The sequence below is a fragment of the Vibrio cincinnatiensis DSM 19608 genome (genome assembly GCF_900167345.1).
Lineage (GTDB): Bacteria > Pseudomonadota > Gammaproteobacteria > Enterobacterales > Vibrionaceae > Vibrio > Vibrio cincinnatiensis.
This window is the reverse complement of sequence record NZ_FUXB01000005.1, coordinates 157809-174910: the sequence shown is the minus strand read 5'-3', so window position 1 is coordinate 174910 and position 17102 is coordinate 157809. Positions and strand designations below refer to the sequence as shown.

15 protein-coding genes are annotated in these 17102 nt (G+C 44.0%); 4 read left to right on the top strand and 11 right to left on the bottom strand.

Annotation, left to right across the window (positions count from 1 at the left end):
• The first annotated feature begins 191 nt into the window (after window positions 1-191).
• Window positions 192-995: an inositol-1-monophosphatase gene (gene suhB, locus B5D54_RS06315; protein ID WP_078925683.1), complete on the top strand. Its 804-nt coding sequence runs from the start codon at window positions 192-194 to the stop codon at window positions 993-995.
• Window positions 996-1118: 123 nt separating this feature from the next.
• On the opposite strand, the gene secF is transcribed toward suhB, so the two are convergent.
• The 5 genes from secF to queA all read right to left on the bottom strand — a co-directional run bounded on the left by secF (window position 1119) and on the right by queA (window position 6644).
• Window positions 1119-2066: a protein translocase subunit SecF gene (gene secF, locus B5D54_RS06310; RefSeq protein ID WP_078925682.1), complete on the bottom strand. Its 948-nt coding sequence runs from the start codon at window positions 2064-2066 to the stop codon at window positions 1119-1121.
• Window positions 2067-2080: 14 nt separating this feature from the next.
• On the bottom strand, window positions 2081-3934 hold the full coding sequence (gene secD / locus B5D54_RS06305; protein ID WP_078925681.1) for a protein translocase subunit SecD: 1854 nt from the start codon (window positions 3932-3934) through the stop codon (window positions 2081-2083).
• Window positions 3935-3955: 21 nt separating this feature from the next.
• Entirely contained in the window at window positions 3956-4288 is a 333-nt protein-coding gene (yajC, locus tag B5D54_RS06300; RefSeq protein WP_078925680.1) for a preprotein translocase subunit YajC, read from the bottom strand.
• A gap of 104 nt (window positions 4289-4392) precedes the next feature.
• On the bottom strand, window positions 4393-5532 hold the full coding sequence (tgt, locus tag B5D54_RS06295) for a tRNA guanosine(34) transglycosylase Tgt (protein WP_078925679.1): 1140 nt from the start codon (window positions 5530-5532) through the stop codon (window positions 4393-4395).
• 59 nt (window positions 5533-5591) lie between these two features.
• Complete coding sequence (queA, locus tag B5D54_RS06290) at window positions 5592-6644, bottom strand: tRNA preQ1(34) S-adenosylmethionine ribosyltransferase-isomerase QueA (protein ID WP_078925678.1); 1053 nt, start codon at window positions 6642-6644, stop codon at window positions 5592-5594.
• 296 nt (window positions 6645-6940) lie between these two features.
• Here queA and B5D54_RS06285 point away from each other — a divergent pair, with 296 nt between their 5' ends.
• Window positions 6941-7411 (top strand): CBS domain-containing protein, encoded by a 471-nt coding sequence (locus B5D54_RS06285; RefSeq protein ID WP_078925677.1) that lies wholly within the window; start codon window positions 6941-6943, stop codon window positions 7409-7411.
• A gap of 157 nt (window positions 7412-7568) precedes the next feature.
• Here the strand turns inward: B5D54_RS06285 and aceA are convergent, their stop codons facing one another.
• The 3 genes from aceA to B5D54_RS06270 form a co-directional block, all read right to left on the bottom strand.
• Window positions 7569-8879 carry an isocitrate lyase gene (gene aceA, locus B5D54_RS06280; protein ID WP_078925676.1) on the bottom strand — a complete coding sequence of 437 codons (1311 nt, stop codon included), beginning with the start codon at window positions 8877-8879 and terminating at the stop codon, window positions 7569-7571.
• Between the two features lie 118 nt (window positions 8880-8997).
• The gene (aceB, locus tag B5D54_RS06275) at window positions 8998-10635 is read right to left on the bottom strand and encodes a malate synthase A (protein ID WP_078925675.1); all 1638 of its coding nucleotides are present in this window, start codon (window positions 10633-10635) and stop codon (window positions 8998-9000) included.
• A 582-nt stretch (window positions 10636-11217) separates the two neighbouring features.
• Window positions 11218-12123 carry a hydrogen peroxide-inducible genes activator gene (locus B5D54_RS06270; RefSeq protein WP_078925674.1) on the bottom strand — a complete coding sequence of 302 codons (906 nt, stop codon included), beginning with the start codon at window positions 12121-12123 and terminating at the stop codon, window positions 11218-11220.
• 163 nt (window positions 12124-12286) lie between these two features.
• Here B5D54_RS06270 and B5D54_RS06265 point away from each other — a divergent pair, with 163 nt between their 5' ends.
• Both B5D54_RS06265 and B5D54_RS06255 read left to right on the top strand, forming a co-directional pair.
• Window positions 12287-12898, top strand: coding sequence for a peroxiredoxin C (locus B5D54_RS06265; RefSeq protein WP_078925673.1), 612 nt, complete (start codon window positions 12287-12289; stop codon window positions 12896-12898).
• Between the two features lie 266 nt (window positions 12899-13164).
• Window positions 13165-13914 carry a copper homeostasis protein CutC gene (locus tag B5D54_RS06255; RefSeq protein ID WP_078925671.1) on the top strand — a complete coding sequence of 250 codons (750 nt, stop codon included), beginning with the start codon at window positions 13165-13167 and terminating at the stop codon, window positions 13912-13914.
• Here the strand turns inward: B5D54_RS06255 and phoU are convergent.
• Genes phoU through pstA form a run of 3 tightly spaced genes read right to left on the bottom strand, consistent with a single transcriptional unit; the run spans window position 13911 to window position 17087 of the window.
• The gene (gene phoU / locus B5D54_RS06250) at window positions 13911-14609 is read right to left on the bottom strand and encodes a phosphate signaling complex protein PhoU (RefSeq protein ID WP_078925670.1); all 699 of its coding nucleotides are present in this window, start codon (window positions 14607-14609) and stop codon (window positions 13911-13913) included. The two genes, B5D54_RS06255 and phoU, sit on opposite strands and share 4 nt — an antisense overlap.
• 25 nt (window positions 14610-14634) lie before the next feature.
• Complete coding sequence (gene pstB / locus B5D54_RS06245) at window positions 14635-15453, bottom strand: phosphate ABC transporter ATP-binding protein PstB (protein WP_078925669.1); 819 nt, start codon at window positions 15451-15453, stop codon at window positions 14635-14637.
• Window positions 15454-15455: 2 nt separating this feature from the next.
• Complete coding sequence (gene pstA, locus B5D54_RS06240; RefSeq protein ID WP_167514892.1) at window positions 15456-17087, bottom strand: phosphate ABC transporter permease PstA; 1632 nt, start codon at window positions 17085-17087, stop codon at window positions 15456-15458.
• Window positions 17088-17102: the final 15 nt, after the last annotated feature.

Below are 17102 nucleotides of genomic sequence, written 5' to 3'. Positions count from 1 at the left end.
ACTTCCCGTTGAAAAGAGATAATGTTGCTTAGATTTAATCGCCCTAGCGTAACATAAACTTGACTAAAATGGTCAGACCCTTTCTCTCTTAATGCATTAAACGCACAAAAAATAACCACTTTCTTTTTAACTAAACTTTGGTATACTGCGCTCCGCTTTTTTCGTTCTTTAACATCCGTTGGGAAACTCGTATGCATCCTATGCTAAACATTGCTATTCGCGCTGCGCGAAAAGCAGGCAATCATATTGCTAAATCTCTAGAAAATGCTGAAAAAATTGAATCAATGCAAAAAGGCATGAATGACTTTGTCACTAACGTGGACAAAGAAGCTGAAGCAATGATCATTGCAACCATTCAAAGTTCTTACCCTGAACACTGCATTGTGGCTGAAGAAGGCGGTCTTATCGAAGGTAAAGATAAAGACGTACAATGGATCATCGACCCACTGGATGGCACTAATAACTTTGTCAAAGGGTTACCACACTTCGCGGTTTCAATTGCGGTACGCCTCAAAGGCAGAACGGAAGTCGCTTGTGTCTATGACCCGATGCTAAATGAGTTATTTACGGCTCAACGTGGCTCCGGCGCTCAATTAAATAATGCTCGTATTCGGGTGAAACCACTCAAAGATCTTCAAGGTGCCGTGCTAGCAACAGGGTTTCCATTTAAACAAAAACAGCACTCTGAATCTTATCTCAAAATTATTTCTTCCCTCTTTGTCGAATGTGCGGACTTCCGTCGTACCGGTTCTGCGGCTTTAGATCTTTGTTATTTAGCTTCTAACCGTGTTGATGGTTATTTTGAACTAGGCTTAAAGCCTTGGGATATGGCAGCGGGAGAATTGATTGCTCGTGAAGCGGGTGCCATTTTGACCGACTTTGCTGGTGGTACAAACTACATGCAATCAGGCAATATTGTTGGTTCAAGCCCTCGCGGTGTGAAATCACTTCTCCAACATATTCGTGAGAATGGCAATAGTGCTATTTTAAAATAAGCGACCTCTCAATAGGCGCGTTCACTGTCATGTATAAAAAATGTTATGTATAAAAAACCGCTGACTTGTGCAGCGGTTTTTCTTTAACTCTTCCTAACGTATATCCATTAGCATTGATTCGCTTTAGGGTAACTCATCTAATTCTGCGCCTTCTTTTTCTACCTGCTGAGGTAGAAGATGCTCACGCGTAATACCTAATTTCAGTGATAGCGCAGAAGCGACATAGATAGAAGAATAAGTACCTACGGTAATACCGAGCAATAACGCCGTCGCAAAACCATGAATATTCGCACCACCTTGCACAAACAGAGCAATCACCACAAACAAGGTCGTTCCAGAAGTAATCAAGGTTCGACTCAGGGTCTGAGTAATAGAGCTATTGAGTATCTCTACCGACTCACCTTTGCGTAATTTGCGAAAGTTTTCACGAATCCGGTCAAAGACCACGATGGTATCATTCAGTGAGTAACCAACAACCGTCAACAACGCCGCTACAATCGTCAGATCAATTTCGATTTGAAGAAACGAGAAAATACCTAACGTAATGGTCACATCATGCGCAAGAGAAAGTACGGCTCCAGAAGCCAAACGCCATTCAAAACGCATAGAGACATAAAGTAAAATACAGATCAGCGAAGCCAGTATTGCCAAGCCTCCCGCTTCTGCCAATTCATCCCCTACGTTAGGACCAACGAATTCAATGCGGCGCATTTCCACACTTTCACCCGTTCCCTCCTTGATCGCATTCAGGATTTGGTTACCAAGCGTTTCACCAGCAATACCTTCACGAGGACGTAAACGCACCATGACATCACGTGCAGAACCAAAGTTCTGCACTGTTGCATCACCAAAACCTTGCGCTTCAAGTGCCTCACGGATTTGATCCAGATGAGCCGGTTGCTCAAACCCAACTTCAATCAATGTTCCGCCAGTAAAGTCTAACCCCCAGTTAAACCCTTTCGTCACTAAGGTGAAAACGGAAGTACCAATCATTAACAGCGATAAAAGAAACGTCACCTTCGACCAACGCATAAAGTCGATCGTTTTCTCTGCTTTCAGAATTTGAAACATAATGATTCCTAGCCTTAGATCGACAATTTGTTGATACGTTTACCGCCATACAGCAAGTTGACAATGCAACGAGTACCGATAATGGCAGTAAACATAGACGTTAAAATACCAATAGAAAGCGTCACCGCAAATCCTTTGATCGCCCCCGTTCCTACCGCAAACAAGATGATGGCCGTGATTAACGTTGTGATGTTGGCATCCGCAATGGTACTAAACGCATTGGCATACCCTTGGTGAATAGCTTGTTGAGGATTCCGACCTTCACGTAGCTCTTCACGGATCCGCTCAAAAATAAGAACGTTAGCATCCACCGCCATACCAACCGTTAAAACGATCCCCGCAATACCAGGTAAAGTCATGGTTGCACCCGGAATCATCGACATAATCCCGATGATCAAGACTAGGTTTGAAACCAAAGCCACATTAGCAATTAAGCCAAATTTACGATAATAAAGGGCGGTAAAGATCATCACAGCTAACAAGCCCCAAATACAAGCTTGAATACCCATATCGATATTTTGCTGCCCCATAGAAGGACCAATCGTGCGTTCTTCTACAATAGAGATAGGCGCAATCAAGGCACCGGCACGCAGTAGCAACGCTAAGTTATGTGCTTCCGCGACAGAATTAATTCCGGTAATACGGAAGTTGCGACCTAATGCAGACTGAATCGTTGCTTGGTTAATCACTTCTTCATGCTTTTCAAGAATGACTTTACCGTCAGCATTACGTTGCCCACTGTCTTTGTATTCAGCGAATACTGTTGCCATTAGCTTGCCAATATTATTTCTTGAGAAGGCAGACATTTTGCTTCCACCTTCACTATCTAGAGAAATATTCACTTGCGGACGGCCATATTCATCCGTACTTGAGCTTGCATCAGTAATGCTTGAGCCACCCAAAATCACCCGCCGTTTTAAAACGACAGGTCGACCATCACGATCAAACTTGACTTCACTACCGGCAGGAACTCGACCCGCTGCGGCAGCGGCAAGATCGGCACTCGCATCAACTTCCCGAAATTCAAGTGTTGCGGTGGCACCTAAAATTTCTTTCGCACGGGCGGTATCTTGTACACCGGGTAGCTCAACGACAATTCGAGTCGCGCCTTGACGCTGAACTAAAGGTTCAGCGACACCGAGCTCGTTCACACGGTTACGTAAAATAGTAATATTTTGATCAACCGCATAGTTACGAATTTCTTGCAGACGCGCATCGGTAAACTTCGCCACTAATGCAAAACGCCCATCGCCTTCGGTGGCGCTAAAAACCATATCACGATGGTTTGCTTCCAATAGTCGGCGAGTTTGATTCAGTTGTTCTGCATCTCGTAAAATGAGTTCTACAGAATCGGCTTGTGCGCGAATTGCACGATAACGAATTCTTTCATCACGAAGCTCACTACGAAACGCTTCTTCCTGTTGGCTAACCAGCTTCTCCATCGCTGCATCCATATCCACTTCCATGAGGAAGTGGACACCACCACGAAGATCAAGCCCCAGTTTCATCGGAGCCGCACCGATGGAATCTAACCAACTAGGGGTCGCAGGCGCTAAGTTAAGAGCAACAATAATATCGTTACCCAATGCCTCATTAATCATATCGCGTGCACTAATTTGTGTATCGGTATCATTAAATCGAACAAGAATTGAACCATTTTCGAGAGCAATGGATTTGTGAGAAAGTTGCGCTTTATCGAGCGCTTGAGTGACAGCATCCAGCGTTGACAGATCTACAGAGGCGCCACGCGCCCCTGTAACTTGAATAGCCGGATCTTCACCGTAAATATTTGGAAGTGCGTATAAAGCAGAAATGGCAATGGCAAACACCACCATTAAATACTTCCATAACGGATAACGGTTTAACACAGCGAGGATCCTCTAGCTGTTTTACAGAGATTTAAGCGTACCTTTAGGTAACACTGCAGTAACGAAGTCTTTTTTGATCACAACTTCATTGGCATGATTTAATTCAATTGAAATAAAATCATTGTCATCAGCAATTTTCGTGATTTTGCCTACCAAACCGCCGCTAGTCAGTACTTCATCCCCTTTACTCATGGAGGCCATTAGGCTTTTATGCTCTTTTACTCGTTTAGACTGCGGGCGGTAAATCATAAAATAGAAAATAACCGCAAACATACCAAGCATGATCAGCATTTCGAAACCACCACCTTGTGATGTACCTTCACCTGCTGCGTGAGCGACAGAAATTAGACTCATTGAGAAACGTCCTCTATGTTATTGTTTGTAATTTTGTTGGTATTGGGATGCACCGAGATAAATTCAAGCCATTACAGGGATAAATTCACCCCAGCGCACACTATTTATGCTTGCTCAGTTTGTAGTGGTGGCACTTCACGTTCACGACGTGCGTAAAAGTCCACCACAAACTGTTCAAAGCGATCTTCATCAATCGCAGTGCGAATACTGGCCATTAAACGCTGATAATAACGTAAATTATGAATAGTATTGAGACGCGCACCAAGGATCTCGTTGCAACGATCCAAATGGTGTAAATACGATTTAGAATAATTTTTGCAAGTGTAACAGTCACAATGCGGATCAAGAGGGGTTGTATCCGTTTTATGTACTGCATTACGGATCTTGATCACACCTCCGGTCACAAATAAGTGGCCATTACGGGCATTTCGGGTTGGCATCACACAATCAAACATATCAATCCCGCGACGAACCCCTTCCACTAAGTCTTCCGGCTTACCCACCCCCATTAAGTAACGAGGTTTGTCTTCAGGAAGCTGTGGGCACGTATGCTCTAGGATTCGATGCATATCTTGCTTAGGTTCCCCTACAGCTAACCCCCCCACCGCATAACCATCAAAACCAATCTCCGTTAACCCTTTCACAGAAACATCACGCAAGTCTTCGTAGACCCCGCCTTGAACAATCCCAAAGAGCGAGTTCGGATTTTCTAACTTATCAAAGTGATCTCGAGAACGCTGCGCCCAACGCAGTGACATCTCCATCGATTTTTTTGCTTCATCATGAGTGGCAGGATAAGGGGTGCACTCGTCAAAGATCATGACGATATCAGACCCTAAATCTTTTTGAATTTCCATGGATTTTTCTGCATCCATAAAAATTTTCGATCCGTTTACTGGGTTACGAAAATGAACCCCTTCTTCAGTAATCTTACGAATATCGCCAAGGCTAAAGACTTGAAAACCACCGGAATCGGTCAAGATTGGGCCTTTCCAGTTCATGAAATCATGTAAATCACCATGCATTTTCATGACTTCTTGCCCAGGGCGCAGCCACAAGTGGAAAGTGTTTCCCAATAAAATTTCTGCGCCAGTTTCCGCCACTTCTTCAGGCGTCATCCCTTTAACCGTGCCATAAGTACCCACTGGCATAAAAGCGGGGGTTTGCACAGTGCCACGTTCAAAGGTCAGTTGACCTCGACGGGCATTGCCATTTTTCTTTTTTAGCTCAAACGTTAATTTCACAAAGCCTCCAATGTCAGAGAAACAGTCTGACGGTCTAAAAGTTCAGGACAATAACAAAGTTAGTCCAATTTTTTTTCAATAAACATGGCATCGCCATAGCTAAAGAAGCGATATTTCTGCGCTACAGCATGTTGATAAGCGGCCATGGTATGTTCATAGCCAGCAAAGGCGCTAACTAACATGATCAAGGTGGATTCTGGTAAGTGGAAATTGGTGATCAAGCAATCCACAAGCTGATACTGATAGCCGGGGAAGATAAATATTTCGGTATCACCAAAGAAAGGAACCAGTTCCGTACCTTTTTTCAAAGCATCTTGCGCTGCACTTTCCAGTGAGCGTACCGAGGTGGTTCCCACCGCAATCACTCGCCCACCACGCGCTTTTGTCGCCGCAATAGCATCCACAACCTCTTGTGGTACTTCGACATATTCAGCATGCATGTGATGATCGTGAATATTCTCCACTCGCACTGGCTGGAAAGTTCCCGCACCAACATGCAAGGTCACATAGGCAAATGTCACACCTTTCGCTTTAATTTGCTCTAATAAAGCTTCATCAAAATGCAAGCCCGCGGTTGGCGCAGCAACCGCTCCCGGCTTTTGGTTATAAACGGTTTGATAACGTTCTTTATCCGCATCTTCATCTGGGCGATCGATATAAGGCGGTAGTGGCATATGGCCGATGTGGTTAAGGATCTCGAGAACTGGAGTGTGTGCACTGAATTGGATTTCAAATAACGCATCATGACGAGCAACCATCGTGGCGTGGTACTCATCCTGTTCTCCGAGATAAAGTTCGGCTCCTGGTTTCGGCGGTTTGGAACTACGCACATGGGCCAAAATAGAATGTTCATCCAGCATTCGCTCAACCAACACCTCGAGTTTCCCCCCCGTAGCTTTACGCCCAAACATCCGGGCTGGTATGACACGCGTATTATTAAACACCAGTAAATCACCCGGCGCGACATACTGAAGAACATCAGTAAATGTGCCATCAACGAGTGTTCCCGAATTACCGTCCAAACGTAAAAGACGACTCGCGGTTCTTTGCTCCTTAGGGTAACGAGCAATTAGCTCATCTGGGAGGTCAAAATGAAAATCTGAAACTTGCATGACTCTTTCTTGGTTAGTTAAGTTAGCGATGGTTTATTTCGCGGCGCGACAGTATATACCCAAGCCACGTCAAGATACAGGGTTGTACGACGAGTCCGAAGCGTAAGCACTCAAAGTAGTGTAATGAAAAGTGACAACGCACTCTACTATCGCTATTACGAGCAAAAACCGACTGAACTCTCAGATATTCTCCGACAAAAACACTATAGTTTAATAACAGGATCACAGTTCAATATTCAAAAACACCGTTACTTCAAGGCCGTTTAAGAATAAAAAGTAAAAAGAAGGAGTTGGTTATGATCAAAGTTGAAGACATGATGACTCGCAACCCACATACCTTGTTGCGGACACACACTCTGGCCGACGCCCGACACATGATGGAAGCATTGGATATTCGCCATATTCCCATAGTGGATGCCAATCGCAAACTACTCGGAGTCATCACTCATCGTGATGTCCTTGCCGCCCAAGAATCCAGTTTATACAACCAAAATGCAGAAACCTCATATACGGAAGAAACACCACTCTACGAAGTAATGCATACAGGAGTCATGTCGGTCGCTCCTCAAGCAGGCTTAAAAGAAAGTGCTATCTACATGCAAAAACACAAAGTTGGCTGTTTGCCCGTGGTGTCCAAAGGGGAATTGGTGGGCATTATTACCGACAGTGATTTCGTGACCATTGCTATTAATCTACTTGAGTTACAAGAAGATACAGAACCTGACGAAATTGAGTTGGACGATACTTTGGAAGATGACCTTCTCTAACACTCTCTATTTCTCAACATCAGTATGCTCAATGAAGAGGACATAAAAGAGAGAATGCGAGATAAAAAAGAGCGGCTTTTGCCGCTCAAAAATCACACCAACGTTAATGAAACTTAAGTCTCTAGCCCAAAGGGATGATGTCCCCTCTTGGGATAACCTAAAATTGTTCTTCTTCGGTAGAGCCTGTTAATGCCGTCACTGAAGATTGCCCGCCTTGAATGGTATTGGTCATCTTATCGAAATATCCGGTTCCCACTTCTTGCTGGTGAGCAACAAAGGTGTACCCTTTTTCTGCTGCAGCAAACTCTTTGCGCTGTACCATTTCTACGTAGTGGCGCATCCCCTCTCCTTGCGCATAAGCATGAGCCAGCTCAAACATGTTAAACCACATGTTATGAATACCCGCTAGAGTAATAAATTGGTATTTGTATCCCATGTTCGCAAGCTCTTGCTGGAATTTTGCAATCGTCTCTGCATCTAAATTCTTCTCCCAGTTAAAGGAAGGAGAACAGTTATAAGCAAGGAGTTGATCCGGATATTGAGCATGAATCGCCTCGGCAAATTTACGTGCTTCTTCAAGATCGGGTTTTGCCGTTTCACACCACACTAAATCTGCATAAGGTGCGTAAGCAAGGCCCCGAGAAATCGCTTGTTCAATCCCCGCTCTTACTCGGTAAAATCCTTCAGAGGTACGCTCTCCCACAATAAAATCCGCATCATAAGGATCGCAATCAGATGTGAGAAGATCGGCAGCATTAGCATCGGTACGTGCAATCACCAAAGTGCTTGTGCCTGAAACATCCGCCGCTAAACGTGCTGCAATCAACTTTTGTACCGCTTCTTGAGTCGGAACCAGAACTTTCCCCCCCATATGACCGCATTTTTTCACCGATGCTAATTGGTCTTCAAAGTGAACACCGGCAGCACCGGCTTCAATCATTGATTTCATCAACTCATAAGCGTTCAGAACCCCACCAAAACCCGCTTCAGCATCAGCAACAATAGGCAGGAAATAATCAACCCCGCCTTCATCTTGAGGTGACTGACCGTTTGACCACTGAATTTGATCCGCCCGACGAAACGCATTATTAATGCGTTTGACTACACTAGGCACAGAATCTACAGGGTAGAGAGATTGGTCTGGATACATGGTTCCAGCGGTGTTGTTGTCAGCAGCCACTTGCCAACCAGAAAGATAAATTGCTTCAATGCCCGCTTTGGCTTGCTGAACCGCTTGTCCACCAGTGAGTGCGCCTAAGCAATTTACATAACCTTTTTTCGCATCACCGTTCACGAGTGACCAAAGTTTATCTGCTCCACGCTGTGCAATGGTATTGGCTGGCGTCACAGAACCTCGTAGGTTGACGACCTCTTCAGCACTGTAGGTTCGTTTTACATTTTTCCAACGAGGGTTGGTGGCCCAATCTTTCTCTAGCGCTTCGATTTGTTGGCGGCGAGTCAATGTCATAATGTATCCCTCTTATAGTACGTGGCTCAATGCTCACGGCGTTTTCTTCCTTTTCGCCATCAGTACAAACTGTGCTGACTTTGAAGATGATGTTTCACGTTAAGTTTTATGGTTATTACTAGGCTAAGTAGTCATAGCCCGGTATGGTTAAAAAGTTGGTTAATTCATCACTGGTGGTTAGGCGTTCCATTAGCTCAGCCGCTTCGGTGAAGCGCCCATGATTGAACGTCTCTTCTCCGACTTCAGCTTTTACGACTTCAATTTCTTGCGCGAGATAGGTACGGAACAAGTCTTTCGTTACTACCTGTCCGTTATCTAAAGTTTTACCGTGTTGAATCCATTGCCAAATAGAGGCTCGGGAAATTTCAGCGGTTGCCGCATCTTCCATTAATCCATAAATCGGTACACAGCCATTACCTGAGATCCAAGCTTCGATGTATTGCAGCGCAACACGAATGTTATGCCGCATACCATCTTCACTACGAGGGCCATCACAAGGTTGAAGAAGCTCTTTTGCACAAATTGGCGCATCAGACATCCGTGTCACATCCAATTGGTTCGACCTTTCCCCCAACACTTGGTTGAAAACCGCCATTGCCGTATCAGCAAGGCCAGGATGAGCAACCCAAGTGCCATCATGCCCATTTTCTGCTTCCAGCATTTTGTCGTTGCGGATCTTTTCTAATACCTGAGCATTAACCGCTGGATCTTTAGCTGGAATGAAAGCCGCCATTCCTCCCATTGCAAAAGCACCACGCCGATGGCAGGTATAAATCAAGAGGCGGGAATACGCATTTAAGAAAGGCTTATCCATCGTCACCACTTGACGGTCTGGTAGCACTCGGTCTGGGTGTTTTTTTAGCGTTTTGATATAACTGAAGATGTAATCCCAGCGGCCACAGTTAAGCCCCACAATGTGCTCTTTTAGTGCAAAAAGAATTTCATCCATCTGAAATACGGCAGGTAAAGTCTCAATTAACACCGTTGCTTTGATTGTGCCTGTCTCTAAACCAAAATAATCTTCAGTAAAATGGAACACCTCACTCCACCACTGTGCTTCTTGATAGGCTTGTAACTTAGGCAGATAGAAATAAGGGCCACTGCCTTTTTTCAGTAACGCTTGATAGTTATTGAAGAAGTACAGAGCAAAATCAAATAAAGAACCCGGAATGATTTGCCCAGCAAAAGAGACGTGTTTCTCTTTTAAATGCAAACCACGAACCCGACAGATTAAAACCGCTGGATTCTCTTTCAGTTGGTACACTTTACCGTTGTCTGGGTTGGTATAACGGATCGTACCATTAACCGCATCACGTAGATTGACCTGTCCATCCAGCACTTTATCCCATGCAGGCGCCATGGAATCTTCAAAATCGGCCATAAATACTTTTACGTTTGCATTTAAGGCATTGATCACCATCTTACGCTCCGTTGGCCCGGTAATTTCCACCCGACGATCTTGTAGATCTTGTGGAATGCCGAGAATTTTCCAACTGCCTTCTCGAATATCTTGTGTTTGTTCCAGAAAATCAGGCAAGTTGCCTTGATCGATCCACGACTGCAGACGCTCTCGTTCACTCAACAAGGCATCGACTCGTGAAGCAAATTGCGCACACAAAGCCGTTAAAAAGGTTTGGGCTTCAATAGGGAAAATGGCTTGATGTTCAGGAGACAGCGCCCCCATCACCTCAAGCTGGCCTTGGGAATTGGAATGTTGATCGTGTAAGTGTGACGTTTCTGGGGTTTGAGCAAGCATAACCATTTTCCTTATCGGGTTAACAAAAAGACATTTGTAACTTTAAAACTACAAAATATTTTTCCTGACTCTTATAATCTTGACCTGTTTATTCTTTATATCGCCTCAAAAAATAGCCATAACATCAAGCGAGGTTTCAGCATCAAAACCTGATACAAACCTTAACCGATAAGACGTTATGATAAAAGATCAAAAGTTACCATTACGTTAAATTCAAAGTTTTATTCCGTTTCTTACTTCATCATTCTCACACACCATAAAATGTAATTAATTACGTAATTAAATTACCAATAAAAATTAAAGGAGAAAGGGTTAAAACATGAATAAAAAAGGCAATAGAGAGATAAGAGGCTAATGATGATGGGCGATAGAAAGAAAAACACTGGCAAGATTTAAACAATGAGCTCAAATATTTATGTATAATTGACGGTGTAAATTTTTACTATTTTATGAAAGCTTCAAAAATTTATTCCTGTAAAATTTTACTATTAAAGATTCACCATCAGAATAAAAAACCAAAAAAGCGCACCACAACAGCACGCTTTAACTAGTTAATCAATCGAATATAGTTAGGACTAAACGCTATAATAATTCAGCCACCACATCTGCTAATTGTTCAAAAGTCAAATGACGAGATGAACTCGGCCTCCATACAAGGCCGATTTCTCGATAGGCCTGCTGACCAGGCGGGTCGATAACCACCAAATTTTGATTCTCTAACAAACCATGATCTATCGCCATTTGAGGAATAAAAGTGGTGCCAAGCCCATTGGCCACCATTTGCACCAGCGTATGTAAACTCGTTGCCGTAAATGGGTTAATCTTCTCTTTATCGGTTAATTGGCATGCCGATACCGCATGCTCCGTTAAACAGTGTTCATTCTCTAGCAAGAAAACCGATTCATCAGGCAAGTCATCATATTTTATCGGAACTCGGATACTATCAACTTGTTGACGGCTGATGACCATTCGAAAAGGATCGCGCCCAACAATTCGGCTTTCCATATGACCGATGTCAATCGGTAAAGCCAGAATCAAGACATCTAACTCTCCTAAACGTAATGCATTGAGAAGGTTAGCCGTAGTGTCCTCCCGCAATAGGAGATGGAGGTTGGGATAACGAGTGTTAAGTGCTTGGACTAAATCACACAGTAAAAAAGGCGCAATCGTCGGAATACATCCCAACTTTAATTGCCCTTCCATCGGGCCATTTTGACACTGTTGCCCTAATTCGAGGAGATCTTTTCCCCTTGCCAATAACTCTCTGCCCCGTTTAATCACCTGTTCGCCAGCATGAGTAAAAACCAACGGGCTTTTTTTATCCTGCTTTTCATACAAAGGACAACCAATTAATGCTTCTAGATTTTGAATGCCTTTACTTAACGTGGATTGACTAACAAAACAGCGCTCGGCTGCTTCACTAAAATGTCGTGTTTCATGTAAAGTTATTAGGTAATGTAACTGCTTTAGACTCGGCCACTTATTCATAATTTCAACTTTCTTCTTAAATCGCTTTTTTCGATTAGCTTAATCTATTTAATTCGTTTTTTTTCATACTACACTCTGTACTATAGTTTGTCTCGAATACACATGGACTCGGTAACACAATCTGGTGCTACCGAGCATTAACCATCATTCTTAGGAGCAAAAAATGGTACTCGTAGGTCGTCAAGCCCCTGATTTTACTGCTGCAGCTGTTCTTGGTAACGGTGAAATCGTTGATACATTCAACTTTGCAGAGTTTACTAAAGGTAAGAAAGCCGTTGTTTTCTTCTATCCACTCGATTTTACTTTCGTTTGTCCTTCAGAGCTGATCGCGTTTGATAAACGTTTTGAAGACTTCCAAGCGAAAGGTGTTGAAGTGATCGGTGTGTCTATCGATTCACAATTCTCACACAACGCATGGCGTAACACTGCCGTTGAAAATGGCGGTATTGGCCAAGTGAAATACCCACTGGTTGCTGACGTTAAACACGAAATCGTTAAAGCATACGATGTTGAACATCCTGAAGCAGGCGTTGCTTTCCGTGGCTCATTCCTTATCGATGAAGCCGGTGTCGTTCGCCACCAAGTTGTCAATGACCTTCCTCTAGGCCGTAACATCGATGAAATGCTACGCATGGTTGACGCGCTAAACTTCCACCAAAAACACGGTGAAGTATGCCCAGCACAATGGGAAGAAGGTAAAGCGGGTATGAAAGACACACCAGCAGGCGTAGCCGCTTATCTAGCTGAACATACTGACGATTTGGGTAAAAAATAATTCAGAAACAAATTACCCGCGCTCAACTCGGGTAAATGGTTGGACAAATAATAAAGCGATAACGCAACGCCAATCAGTTAAGTAAAGTCCCCCAAAGCCCAAAGCAACTTTGCTTTGGGCTTTTTATATCTACTCTTTCTTTCCATCAACACCCATTCCGGAAATTTAAAAAGCGTAACTTTACCCCTATTCTCTTGTTTCATTAACAGACTTGTAGAGAAGTGGCTGATAAAATTCTGCCACTTAGATGACAGATGAGACATACCATGAACTATCAACTTGAAGTCTGTATTGATAATGTAGAATCACTGCACTCGGCCATTCAAGGAGGAGCAACCCGTATTGAACTTTGCTCTTCCTTAGCCTTAGGCGGCTTAACACCCAGCTATGGGTTAATGAAACAGAGCGCCAGAATATCTCCAATTCCTATCTATGCAATGATTCGCCCTCGTCAAGGCGATTTTCTTTATAATTCAGAAGAAATGGCAATCATGTTGGATGATATTGATGCAGCAGCGAATGCTGGGCTACAAGGGGTGGTGTTTGGGGTATTGACGGCACAAGGCGAAGTCAATCATGAGCAAAGTGCTCAACTCATTCAACATGCGAAGCAACGTGGCTTAGGGGTGACATTTCATCGAGCCATTGATCAATGTGCTGATGTTCGCCAAGCCTTAAACACCATCATTGAACTTGGTTGTGAACGTGTTTTAACCTCTGGACTCGCCAGTCAAGTTGAAGAGGGAATAGCCACACTGGCTGAAATGGTCACTCTGGCTCAAGGGCGGATTCAGATCATGGCGGGAGCCGGTCTAAATGCTGACAATGTCACTCGGATTGTGCAACAAACGGGCGTACAAGAAGTGCATTTGTCAGGTAAAACCACTCGTCCCAGTCGTATGCAACTTCAGGTCGCCAATGCAAAAATGGGACAAGCAAATCTTGATGATTTTGTGATTCCCGTGACGAATCCACAAACCATCGCTCAAGTGGCTGAGCAGCTTAAGGCTCTTTAACCTAGTACATCATCAATCGATTGTTCGCCCAAGTGGCGAACATCTTTTCCCTTAACAAAATAGATGATGTATTCACAAATATTTTGGCAACGATCCCCGACCCGCTCGATAGCACGAGCAGACCACATCACTTGTAAAATATGTGGAATATTTTTCGGATCTTCCATCATGTACGTCATCAATTGACGAATTACCGCTTCATACTCTTTATCTAGCTTATCATCTTGTTTATAAACTTCCGCTGCCGCAGCCACATCCATGCGAGCAAAAGCATCGAGCACTTGGTGCAACATCGCTATGGCTTGACGACAAAGAGGCTCTAAAGAAACTTGGAACTGACGCTCTTTGATGGTTGGGCTTTCAATCGCAACATAAGCCATTTTGGTTGCCACATCACCAATGCGTTCGAGATCGGTAATCGTTTTGATGATCGCCATGATAAGTCGCAAATCTTTAGCCGTGGGTTGCCGTTTGGCAATAATTCGCGTACAAGCTTCATCGATCGAGACTTCCATCTCGTTGACTTTATGATCATCACGAACCACTTTACGGGCTAATTCAATATCATCTTTATGCAGGGCTTGCATAGCAAAAGAGAGCTGTTGTTCAACCAAACCGCCCATGGTTAATACATGGGTACGAATCGATTCAAGTTCGACATTAAATTGCCCTGAAATGTGCCGTCCTAACTGCATGTTCGCTTCCTACCTTATGATTCAATTAACCGTATCTTCCGGTAATGTAGTCTTCTGTCTGTTTTTTCAATGGCGAGGTAAAAATAGAATCGGTATCCGAATATTCGATGAGTTTTCCCATATGAATAAAGGCGGTGTGATCACTCACCCGAGCCGCTTGCTGCATATTATGGGTCACGATAACCACAGTGTATTTAGTTTTTAAATCGTGGATCAACTCTTCAATGGTCAAGGTTGAGATCGGATCTAGAGCAGACGTTGGTTCATCAAGCAGCAAGACTTCCGGTTCAATAGCAATGGCTCTCGCAATCACCAACCGCTGCTGTTGCCCCCCCGATAAACCAAAGGCATTCTCATGCAAACGATGCTTCACTTCATCCCACAAAGCAGCAGCTCGTAATGAATGTTCTGCGGCATCATCCAGTGTGCGACTATTTTTGATGCCTTGTAAGCGTAACCCATAAATCACATTTTCATAAATAGATTTAGGAAAAGGATTCGGCCGCTGAAACACCATACCAACACGACGACGTAAAGTGGGCACATCCACATCCGGCGCATAAATATTTTTGCCATGTAAGGTAACCGCACCTTCTACCCGACAGCCTTCAACCAGATCGTTCATGCGGTTAATACAGCGCAATAAAGTGGACTTACCACAGCCAGATGGACCAATAAATGCCGTAACCTGACCTTTAGGAATACGCATAGAAATATCGTTTAATGCCCGAGTTTGCTGGTAATACAAACTCAAGCCTTCAATCGAGATGGAGGTTTGTTTATCGGTTAAGTTATTCACATCCAAAGGGGGCTGATAACCTAAGGTTTGATTGGCAGAAAACATGATTAATCTTGTCCTAACGTTCGATATTTCTCACGCAAATTATTGCGAATGTGTATTGCCGTTAAATTTAAACTCACCACCACCGTCACCAAGAGAAAAGCCGTGGCGTACACCAATGGCCGCGCAGCTTCAATATTGGTCGTTTGAAACCCAACATCATAGATATGAAAACCTAAATGCATGAATTTACGTTCTAAATGCACAAAAGGGAATTCATTATCAACGGGGAGATTTGAAGCCAGTTTTACCGCGCCGACCAACATTAATGGCGCAACCTCCCCAGCAGCACGAGCAATCGCCAGAATTAATCCGGTGATCATCGCAGGGCTCGCCATGGGTAACACAATGCGCCAAATGGTTTCAAATTGCGTCGCGCCTAATGCTAACGAACCGTGACGAACGGAAGCTGGAATACGGGTCAAACCTTCTTCGGTTGTTACGATCACCACAGGTAGAGTCAATACCGCTAAAGTCAGTGCGGCCCATAATAACCCCGGTGTGCCAAACGTTGGAGCTGGAAGGCGATCAGCATAAAGTAGATTATCGATGCTCGAGCCAATGGTATAAACAAAAAAACCTAAACCAAATACCCCATAAACAATCGATGGCACGCCAGCTAAGTTAATCACCGCAACTCGGATCAAGCGAGTAAAGGCGTTGTCTCTCGCATATTCATGTAGATAAACCGCTGCGATCACACCAAGTGGCATCACAATGACAGACATCAATAGCACTAACAGCACGGTACCAAAAATGGCGGGAAAAACCCCACCTTCGGAATTAGATTCACGCGGATTATCCGACAAAAAGCCCCACAGCTGTTTTCCCCACTGATGCAGTTTTTGCCAATGACTCATGTCATTGGGATACCAGTAGTCCAGAATTTGGCTAAGTGGAATTCGAACGATAGAACCGCCCATTTCTTCCACCAATAACGCTTGACTATCCAATTGCTGACGTAACTGGTCTAATTCATGTTCAGCAATCGATAGTTTATCCTCAAGTTGCTGTATCTGCTGAGCAATAAGAGCTTGCTCATGAACAGGGCGATGACGCGCCTGTCGTTGCTCAAAACGCAATGTTTCTAGTTGATGCCCAAGAGAACGAATGGATTGATGAATTAAGTGATCCATCTTTGCTCTCATTCGCTGAGCTTCAGAAAATGCTTGTGGTAACCAAACCTCTACCTCTGTTTTTTGCTGACCATCAGCTTGTTCAAAACCGACGGGCTTACCGTAAAACTGACCATCTCTCGTGCGCTCCATCACCAACCAACCAGAAGGTTGTGTGGGAGAAGAGAGCTTAATATCTAGAATGGAAACAAAATCTGCACTATAGCGTTCACGGTTAGCGACCTTAATATTCAGCCGTTGAGCATACTGGGAAGCGTCTTCAGGCAGGGCAATCCCCATTTCATGCAAATGGCTAATCGATACTGTTTCACTGGCATACAGTTGACCAATCAAACGTTGCCCTTGTTCTGTTTGCCACTGATAAAGAGGAGAAGGCCAAAAATAGGCAAGCCCTTTCCAGCCAATGAGCAGTAAAAGCATCAAGACAGAAATCAAACTGATACTGACCGCCCCTCCGGTTAACCATATCCAAGGAGCGCCGGTTTTAAACGACTGTCGTATTTTCATTTCAGCCTC

What these genes read in the sequence shown, in the direction of transcription:
- aceB (WP_078925675.1), bottom strand. Translation starts at nt 10,635, where the DNA reads ATGCTTGCTCAAACCCCAGAAACGTCACACTTACACGATCAACATTCC.
- secF (WP_078925682.1), bottom strand. Translation starts at nt 2,066, where the DNA reads ATGTTTCAAATTCTGAAAGCAGAGAAAACGATCGACTTTATGCGTTGG.
- B5D54_RS06265 (WP_078925673.1), top strand. Translation starts at nt 12,287, where the DNA reads ATGGTACTCGTAGGTCGTCAAGCCCCTGATTTTACTGCTGCAGCTGTT.
- B5D54_RS06285 (WP_078925677.1), top strand. Translation starts at nt 6,941, where the DNA reads ATGATCAAAGTTGAAGACATGATGACTCGCAACCCACATACCTTGTTG.
- B5D54_RS06255 (WP_078925671.1), top strand. Translation starts at nt 13,165, where the DNA reads ATGAACTATCAACTTGAAGTCTGTATTGATAATGTAGAATCACTGCAC.
- yajC (WP_078925680.1), bottom strand. Translation starts at nt 4,288, where the DNA reads ATGAGTCTAATTTCTGTCGCTCACGCAGCAGGTGAAGGTACATCACAA.
- queA (WP_078925678.1), bottom strand. Translation starts at nt 6,644, where the DNA reads ATGCAAGTTTCAGATTTTCATTTTGACCTCCCAGATGAGCTAATTGCT.
- phoU (WP_078925670.1), bottom strand. Translation starts at nt 14,609, where the DNA reads ATGCAGTTAGGACGGCACATTTCAGGGCAATTTAATGTCGAACTTGAA.
- suhB (WP_078925683.1), top strand. Translation starts at nt 192, where the DNA reads ATGCATCCTATGCTAAACATTGCTATTCGCGCTGCGCGAAAAGCAGGC.
- aceA (WP_078925676.1), bottom strand. Translation starts at nt 8,879, where the DNA reads ATGACATTGACTCGCCGCCAACAAATCGAAGCGCTAGAGAAAGATTGG.
- pstB (WP_078925669.1), bottom strand. Translation starts at nt 15,453, where the DNA reads ATGTTTTCTGCCAATCAAACCTTAGGTTATCAGCCCCCTTTGGATGTG.
- B5D54_RS06270 (WP_078925674.1), bottom strand. Translation starts at nt 12,123, where the DNA reads ATGAATAAGTGGCCGAGTCTAAAGCAGTTACATTACCTAATAACTTTA.